Origin of the sequence: Bacillus cereus group sp. BfR-BA-01408 (assembly GCF_022663305.1) — a bacterium.
Classification (GTDB): Bacteria; Bacillota; Bacilli; order Bacillales; family Bacillaceae_G; genus Bacillus_A; species Bacillus_A pacificus.
Genome location: NZ_JAKUFF010000123.1, coordinates 1 through 8,531, shown reverse-complemented (window position 1 = coordinate 8,531; position 8,531 = coordinate 1). Strand labels below are relative to the sequence as shown.

Sequence of the window (8,531 nt, the reverse complement as noted above, 5' to 3'; positions counted from 1 at the left end):
TAGTTTGTCTAGCATCTAAAATAAAAATTGACGTTTCACGTTGTTTGTTTCGTTCAGTTTTCAAAGAACTACTTGGTCGCTCATTTGCGACTTCCTTATGTTAACATTTTCATCTTTCAATGTCAACTAAGTTTTTCATTTCGTTTGTCGCTTTCGACGTTAATGTCATCGGCGACTTGTTCTATATTACACTCCTGTACTCTAATCGTCAATACTTTTTATCCTTTTTATTTTATAAATTATAAAGTTTTTTATACTCCTTCCCTAAAGATTAATAAACTAGTGTAGTCATTTTTATAATCGACAGTTTCTACTTTCTAAAGAATGAATATCAAGCCACACAAATATATATTAAAAGTAGCTTTTTTATTTCGGTTACATTCACAATTATCTCCTACCACTTCTCTCTAGGAATTATAAATACATCCTACATTTACTAAAATCTAATTACATTAGGAGGCGTTATGAAATGCATGCTAATAAGAAAATCATTTATGTATCCCATGATGCCCATTTCCACGGAGCACAGCTGCTTTCTTTACATACTATTAAAGCCCTTAAAGAAAACTTTCATTACTCCGTCGCAATTATTTCTATTGGAACGGGCATTTTAATCCAAGATTTTCAAAAGTATGGTCCTGTTTATTGCCTAGAGGAAAACTACCCAACGGAAGAAAAAGTCGAATTATTAATAAAGAAGTTATTATTAAAAGACTATACCATCGCCATATGTAGTACCGTCATAAGTGGTGATATAGTTGCATTACTAGCTAAACATAATATTAAAGTTATTTCATTAATACATGAATTGCCGCATTTAATACAACAGTACTCTGCTGAGGGAAAAGCAAGAAACATTGCCCAATCTGCCCACAAAATTGTCTTCCCTTCACAATACGTGTATGAGAAATTCCGTACAATCACCCAATTAGATCATCAAAAATGCCACATCCTCCCTCAAGGTTTGTTTAACCACAACCCTTATAAGAACAATATTGCAAAAGCGAGAAACGAATTACGAAAAAAACACAACCTGCCTCTCGATAGCAAAATCATTTTGGGGGTAGGTTTCGCTGATCATCGAAAAGGAATAGATTTATTCTCACTTATTGCTTACTCAGTAAGAAAGGTGCATACGAATATTCATTTTATCTGGGTTGGGAAAACAGATGTTCATTTTTTTAATACAATCTCCCCAAGATATACAGCACATTTCACATTAGTGGACCCAACTCCAGATATCGGTTTATATAACGCCGGTGCTGATTTATATTTATTAACTTCAAGAGAAGATCCTTTCCCAAACGTAGTTTTAGAAGCATTAGATACAAAAGTCCCTGTTATAGGGTTCAAAAACGCTGGAGGTTTTGAAGATGTTGTTACGGAACAAACCGGCGCATTAGTAGACCATTTAAACTTACCTATGATGCTGGAAAGAATATATGAACTTATCGGGAATGAAGATTTACGATTACAAAAAGGGACCTTTGGCCAAGAACTTATTGAAAGAGATTTCAACTTTCTTGATTACGTTTATCAATTATTAAACTTGCTTGAGCATAATTATAAAAAAATAAGCGTCATTGTACCGAACTATAATTACGAAAAATACTTACCGGAACGAGTTAAATCAATATTAAATCAAACCTATCCCCTTTACGAACTAATTTTCCTAGACGATGCCTCTACTGACAATAGCGTATCTATATTTGAAAAGCTGCTCTCAAATGAAAATAAACACCACCTGAAAGTTCAGCAGATTATTAATGATAAAAATTCTGGTTCTGTATTTAAACAATGGATAAAAGGTGTCTCTGCAGCAACCGGTGATTATATTTGGATTGCTGAGGCCGATGACTTATGTGATCAGACATTTTTAGAAGAAGTAATACAAGGGTTTCATATAGATAGTAATGTTGCCTTAAGCTACACACAATCAAAACAAATAGATGAACAAGGAAATATCTTGGCCAATCATTATTTGGATTACACAAATGATATTGATAAGGAAAAATGGCAGAGTTCTTATGTCCGAAAAGGGATAGATGAAATACAAGATACGTTACTTATCAAAAACACCATACCTAATGTCTCAAGTGTAGTTTTTAAAAACATAGATATAAAAACAATAGCAAAACAATTGGAAAAGTTTAAAATAGCTGGTGATTGGTTTTTCTATGTTTCTCTTCTTAAAGAGGGGAACATTTATTTTAATCCAAAACCTCTAAACTATCATAGACGACATACAAATAGCGTAACAAGAACAGAAGATTCATATTCCCACTACAGTGAAGTTGTACAAATGCAGAATTTCATTAAAGACACCTTTACTATCGACGACATTTCAAAAAAGAAAATGTATGCATATAGAAAGTACCTTGAAGCATATTTGAAGGTTTAATTATATATTTTCTTTATCATCAGTATCTCTTGTAAGACATTACTATTATTTAAGGGGTGTTACTCTTTGAAAGAATTTATAGAGGCAAATAAACATTTGATTTCTCAAATTGCACAAAAATACAATGTAAGTGCAAATATCCACCCAGAAGATCATATCTTTCAATTCCTTGTCACAAATCCAGTCTTTCCATCTAAAAAAGAAGCAATAGATTATTATTTTAAAGATGGAAGAAAATCAGCAGAAACACTCTTAGATTTAATTACTTCCTTTTATCCTCCTGTAGACACTCCAATTCAATTATTAGAATTCGCATCCGGATATGGCTGCGTAACACGTCATTTATTAAATCAGCAAACGAACTTAAGTATAACTACTTGCGATATACACGAAGAGGCTATTACTTTTATTGAAAACACATTACATACTTCATCTCTATTATCTCACCCTGAACCAGAACAAGTAAAATTAGCCTCGTCTACGTATGATATCGTTTTTTGTCTATCCTTTTTTTCTCATATGCCTGATACAACTTGGTTTCGTTGGCTTCAAACATTGTATAACGCTGTTTCCCCTGACGGATTATTCATTTTCACAACTCATGGATATCAAAGTAAAAAGCACTTCGGTTTTCCCGCTTTAAATGAACAGGGGTATTGGTTTCTTCCCTCTAGCGAACAACTCGATTTAGATGTTCATCAATACGGGCAAACGATTGTTAGCCCCTCTTACGTATGTGACAAAATTAAATTATTACCTTATAATCCTATTATCAAAAAATACACTGAAGGTTTTTGGTGGGAACATCAAGATCTTTGGGTAATAAAAAAAGAAATAAAATAATAAACCACGCTCTACTTATACAGAAGTAGGGCATGGCTTATTATTTTTTACTATATAAGAACTCTTCAATCCATAGCTTATTTAATCTAATTCCACTTTTGAAATCCACTTTCGGTTCCCAATTACATTCTCGTCTTACTCTATCTATATTTAAAATGATTTTTTGAACGTTTTCTTGCTTTTGTTTATAGCAGATAAATTCCACTTTTCTTTCCGTTAATTTCTCCAATTCTACTATAATTCGTTTTAAAGAGAGACCCTTTCCGCTACCTATATTATACACACAAAATTTCAAGTGATTTAATTGCGATAGTTGTATAGTAACTTCCACTAAATCATCAATATAAATATAATCTCGAATAATCTCTTGTGGATTCCCATATATATTAATCTTTTCATTACTGAGATGCTGATACAAAAAACAATTTATTGCTCCAACTTTCTTTAACGGGTTTTGATATTTTCCATACGGATTAGAATATCTACATACAACATAGTCCATTCCATATTTTTTCTTATAAAAGTACAAATAATTTTCAAGCGACACCTTTGTTATTCCATAAGGAGAAAGTGGTTTTAATGGATGTTCCTCATCAATAGGCAGATATTCCGGTTCACCATAAACTGTGCCTCCAGAAGACGCTAATACGATTTTTTTAATAGGGAAATTTTTAGCACTTTCCATGAAATTAAGAAAAAAAAGGCTACTATTTATATCTCCGAAAACATCTTCAATTGAAGTTGTTACATTAGACGTTGCAGCTAAATAAATAATTATATCCACATTCACTAAAGCTTTATATATATCTTCAACATTTGCTAAATCACCTTTAATAAATTCAACCTCACTTATAATATTTTGAGGAAAATTATTTATATGTCTGGAAAATACTTTTACATTTTGGCCTTTTTTCAATAAACCTAATGCGAGGTTAATACCAATGAAACTATTTCCACCTACTATTAAATAATTATTCTTCCGCATAATATCCTCTCTAGTAATAAGATTTTTGCTTATCACACCTAGAAATACAAATAAATGAACTTAGTCAATTCTATTATTGAGTCTCTTATAATTGTATGCCCCTTATAAATTTTCATTATCTTTATTTTTTATTTCCCCTTTAGAATCACTACCTTATTTAAGCCGCCCGAAAAAACACTCATAATATTTACTCATTCCTATGAATATATTGGATTAGTAAAAGCTTTCCCCTTCTCCATAAATAAAACTTTCAAAAAGGAGCACTACATGTATGAAGAATGTAAATCAAGAGCTTTTAAATCATGTAATTCTACATAAAGATCGAATCCCACATTTCCATAAAGACTTTCCACTTATACTATTCTGGAGCCATAGAAGCGGATGCACTACTTTAGCTAATTGGTTCTTTTTTCAAATCGGATTGTTTAATGAAGCAAAGAAATACCATGACTTTATTCATTACTATGAATTCTGGGTGTATAAAAACAACACCAACTACATACCAGAGTTACAAAATGGGCTTCTAACAGCAGAAAAAGCTGTTTGTAAACTTGTACGAAATCCCTATACAAGGGCCGTCAGCTCATTTTTATTACTTGCTGACAATCCATATGCAATTCCTCAATGGGAAAGTATCCGCCAGTATTTATATAATGACAAATATAGTAACCGAGGAATATCATTTAAACAATTTTTATATTACGTTCGAGCATTAGGTCCCAATTCCCTAACAATGGACATACATTTTAGTCAGCAATACGTTCCGGGTGAAGAAAATTTCATCCAACACTATATTCCTTTAGAAGATTTTAATACACAAATCACCAAAATAGAACATACGTACGATTTAGTTAAATCTAATTTAGCGCTACTTACAAATTCAGATCATCATCGTGCTCATAAAATGATGTATACAGGAAGCTATGCAGAGCTCAGCATTACAGATGTCGCCTTCCCTCGCTTTCCGACATATGAAAGTTTTTATGATGAAGAAACAATGGCGTTAGTTACAGAAATATATGCACAAGACTTTGAAATGTATCCGTACACGAAAGGGATATTTTAAATCGATACATTCTTCAATGAATAAAAGCGAATGTATCGCATAGCATAAAGTGAAACTTTAATTAGAGTGGGGTTCTCCACCGCTAATTATTCCCTTCTATCAATTTTACTGTTATAGATTCCCTAAATTTCACCTACCCTCTTTGAATTCACTGATTATTGACGCATGTGCCATATGCATTTTTACACAGGAGTGATGTCATGTGGAAGGTAATTTGAAACATAATAACGGATACTGCGTTATTTGTGAGAAGGAAGCTACATTTATAGAGCATAACGATTGGCTTAGAGATCACTACTTATGTTCTACATGCCACTCTATACCAAGGCAGAGAGCTTTAATTCATGTTTTAAATACATTTTTTCCAAAATGGGATTCCTATCATATTCACGAATCCTCTCCTGGAGGGATTACAACTCAACTACTAATAAAAAACTGCAAAAACTATACATACTCTCAATACTTTAAAAACTATCCTCTCGGCCAATACTTTCAAGGGATTAGATGCGAGAACTTAGAAAACATGACTTTCCAAGATGAATCTTTTGATTTGTTCATTACTCAAGATGTCTTTGAACATGTAATGGAACCAAACAAAGCCTTTAAAGAAATAGAGCGTGTATTAAAGCCTGGCGGTGCTCATGTGTTTACTGTCCCTTGGTACCACACTCTTCCAAAAACTTTGCAAAGGGCAAGAATCAATGAGGATGGAATTGAGTATATTGAAGAGCCAATTTATCACGGAAATCCTATTGATGAGAATGGGTCTTTAGTAACATTTGATTGGGGCCAAGATATGATTGAATATATTTATACACATGCAAATATGTATACCCTAGTTTATTTACAAAAGGATAAATCACTGGGCTTAGATGCTGAATTTTTACACGTTTTTATTAGTAGAAAACAAGAAAATAATTTTTAGGCACTATATAATTTGGAGGTTAACAAATGGATGACTTTAAGTTAGGAAGTGATTTTGATAACCTTGTTAGCCCGCTTTCTGATGTTGATCTTCTTCATCTATTTGTACAAAGTTGCTCACAAACAAAGATAAATGGTGTCCCAGTACCTATGTTCCCCCCTGAAGAAATTCAACAACAGTTTGTAGGTGCTTCCTATGAACATGCTCTTTATGAAGCATATTTGTTTTATAGACTTGTAAAAACATACGCCCATAATTTAGGCGTTCCCTTGAATAAAGAACGGAAAATTTTAGACTTTGGTTGTGGCTGGGGAAGAATCATACGCTTCTTTTTTAAAGATGTTCGCCATAAAAATTTGCTTGGTATTGATGTAGACCCTGTAATGATTAACCTTTGTAACGAAACTTTAGGAAGAGGCAGATATAAAATAGCTCCCCCACAACCTCCTGCAGAATTTATTAATGACAATTCATTAGACATCATATTCGCTTATTCTGTATTCTCACATTTATCCGAAGAAACTGCAGAAAATTGGATAAAGGAATTTTCAAGAATTCTTCGTCCAGGTGGCATCTTCATCGCCACAACACAAGCGCGCTATTTTCTCGATTTTTGTCAACAATTTAAGGAACACCCTGAATTAATTCAGACAGGATGGCATAAAACTTTATCTCAAGCTTTTCCAGATATAAATCGTGCCATCTCGGATTATGAAAGCGGCAATTTTGTCCACAGCCCTACGGGAGCTGGAGACGTTAGAAATAGTAGCTTCTACGGAGAAACTGTTATACCTAGAACTTATATTAAAAATCACTATGAGAAGTATTTAAAGCTGCGGGACTTTTTTGATGATGCAAACCGATTACCCCAAGCTCTATTTGTTCTCCAAAAAGATTAACTCTTTCGCTCATTGTATAATGAAGATTATTTTATTTCTCAGCCGTATATATTAAAACATTAAAGATTTCCATATCAAGCAAACTGTACAAAAAAATTCATTATGAGGCATAAACAGAGTAAGTAAATAACGGTTCTCATGCTTTAACTAGATTCGAAAAATCAAAAATAACTTCCCACCACTTGAACTACGAAGCACATAAGGGGGATATATCTTGAAAATAATTGCTTTTTACTTACCACAGTTTCATCAAATAAAAGAAAATGACCGATGGTGGGGAAAAGGTTTTACTGAATGGACAAATACTAAAAGTGCACGACCTTTATTTTCAGGACATTATCAACCTAGAGAACCTTATCAAGATTTTTATTACGACTTAACCACCCCATCCGTAAGAAAGTGGCAAGCAGAAATTGCTAAAGCACACGGCATATATGGTTTTTGTTATTACCATTACTGGTTTAAAGGGAAGAGGCTATTGGAGAGACCATTTAATGAGGTACTTCAGATGGGCGAACCAGATTTTCCATTTTGCCTATCTTGGGCAAATGAACCATGGACAAAAACTTGGGATGGTCTTGATAGTCACATATTAATGCCTCAAAATTACGGAGAATTATCAGATTGGAAAGAACACTTTGATTATTTATTACAAGCTTTCCAAGATGAGAGGTATATCCGTATAAATGATAAACCACTATTCATTATTTATCGTCCTGGGCATATACCTAATTGTGAGCAGATGCTTAACTACTGGAATACACTCGCACAAGAAAATGGTTTGAAAGGTATATACTTCACAGAAACATTAAACAGCTTTCCACTTCCTAATATAAATGGATTTGATGCTAGCATTCAATTCGAGCCTTTTTATACAATTGCTCATGATAGTTCTTCCGACATAAATAAGATAATATATGAATCTGGTAAACAAATAAACGCTTGGGATTATGATAAAGTGTGGATGTATATATTAAAACGATCTCCTTCAGAGAAAAAAACATTTCCCGGTGCCTTTGTTGACTGGGATAACACAGCACGCCGCAAAGATTTAAATAGCAGCATTTTCGTAGGCTCTACTCCTGAGAAGTTCACGATATATTTAAGTAAGCAAATCCAGCGCACCTATTCTCTTTACAACAGCGAGTTTTTATTTATTAATGCGTGGAATGAATGGGCAGAAGGTACTTACTTAGAACCCGATAAAAGGCATGGCTTTGCCTATTTAGAAGGAGTTAAACAAGCAATTAACAGAGGCATGAAAGCATACAAAAAAGACGAGTCATTCTGACTCGTCTTACAGTTGCTTGGCGACGTCCTACTCTCACAGGGACAAGGTCCCAACTACCATCGGCGCTAGAGAGCTTAACTTCCGTGTTCGGTATGGGAACGGGTGTGACCTCTCTGCCATC

At 33.6% G+C, this 8,531-nt stretch carries 7 protein-coding genes and 1 rRNA gene; 6 read left to right on the top strand and 2 right to left on the bottom strand.

Annotation, left to right across the window (positions count from 1 at the left end; translation table 11 throughout):
- Window positions 1-469 precede the first annotated feature (469 nt).
- Window positions 470-2,401: a glycosyltransferase gene (locus tag MR083_RS25530; protein WP_242270034.1), complete on the top strand. Its 1,932-nt coding sequence runs from the start codon at window positions 470-472 to the stop codon at window positions 2,399-2,401.
- Window positions 2,402-2,467: 66 nt separating this feature from the next.
- Entirely contained in the window at window positions 2,468-3,244 is a 777-nt protein-coding gene (locus tag MR083_RS25525; protein ID WP_000657505.1) for a class I SAM-dependent methyltransferase, read from the top strand.
- A 40-nt stretch (window positions 3,245-3,284) separates the two neighbouring features.
- Here the strand turns inward: MR083_RS25525 and MR083_RS25520 are convergent, their stop codons facing one another.
- Window positions 3,285-4,229 carry an NAD-dependent epimerase/dehydratase family protein gene (locus MR083_RS25520; protein ID WP_001230824.1) on the bottom strand — a complete coding sequence of 315 codons (945 nt, stop codon included), beginning with the start codon at window positions 4,227-4,229 and terminating at the stop codon, window positions 3,285-3,287.
- Between the two features lie 271 nt (window positions 4,230-4,500).
- Between MR083_RS25520 and MR083_RS25515 the strand changes: the two genes are divergently transcribed.
- The 4 genes from MR083_RS25515 (at window position 4,501) to MR083_RS25500 (ending at window position 8,410) form a co-directional block, all read left to right on the top strand.
- Complete coding sequence (locus tag MR083_RS25515) at window positions 4,501-5,295, top strand: sulfotransferase family 2 domain-containing protein (RefSeq protein WP_000800260.1); 795 nt, start codon at window positions 4,501-4,503, stop codon at window positions 5,293-5,295.
- Window positions 5,296-5,497: 202 nt separating this feature from the next.
- Entirely contained in the window at window positions 5,498-6,220 is a 723-nt protein-coding gene (locus tag MR083_RS25510; protein ID WP_000398919.1) for a class I SAM-dependent methyltransferase, read from the top strand.
- Window positions 6,221-6,246: 26 nt separating this feature from the next.
- The gene (locus MR083_RS25505; RefSeq protein ID WP_016716310.1) at window positions 6,247-7,119 is read left to right on the top strand and encodes a class I SAM-dependent methyltransferase; all 873 of its coding nucleotides are present in this window, start codon (window positions 6,247-6,249) and stop codon (window positions 7,117-7,119) included.
- A 214-nt stretch (window positions 7,120-7,333) separates the two neighbouring features.
- Window positions 7,334-8,410 (top strand): glycosyltransferase WbsX family protein, encoded by a 1,077-nt coding sequence (locus tag MR083_RS25500; protein WP_000690990.1) that lies wholly within the window; start codon window positions 7,334-7,336, stop codon window positions 8,408-8,410.
- A 14-nt stretch (window positions 8,411-8,424) separates the two neighbouring features.
- On the opposite strand, the gene rrf is transcribed toward MR083_RS25500, so the two are convergent.
- Window positions 8,425-8,531 (bottom strand): 5S ribosomal RNA (gene rrf / locus MR083_RS25495); the annotation flags it as partial.

Coding starts and splice junctions, on each gene's coding strand:
- MR083_RS25530 (WP_242270034.1), top strand. CDS start 470: ATGCATGCTAATAAGAAAATCATTTATGTATCCCATGATGCCCATTTC.
- MR083_RS25520 (WP_001230824.1), bottom strand. CDS start 4,229: ATGCGGAAGAATAATTATTTAATAGTAGGTGGAAATAGTTTCATTGGT.
- MR083_RS25515 (WP_000800260.1), top strand. CDS start 4,501: ATGAAGAATGTAAATCAAGAGCTTTTAAATCATGTAATTCTACATAAA.
- MR083_RS25505 (WP_016716310.1), top strand. CDS start 6,247: ATGGATGACTTTAAGTTAGGAAGTGATTTTGATAACCTTGTTAGCCCG.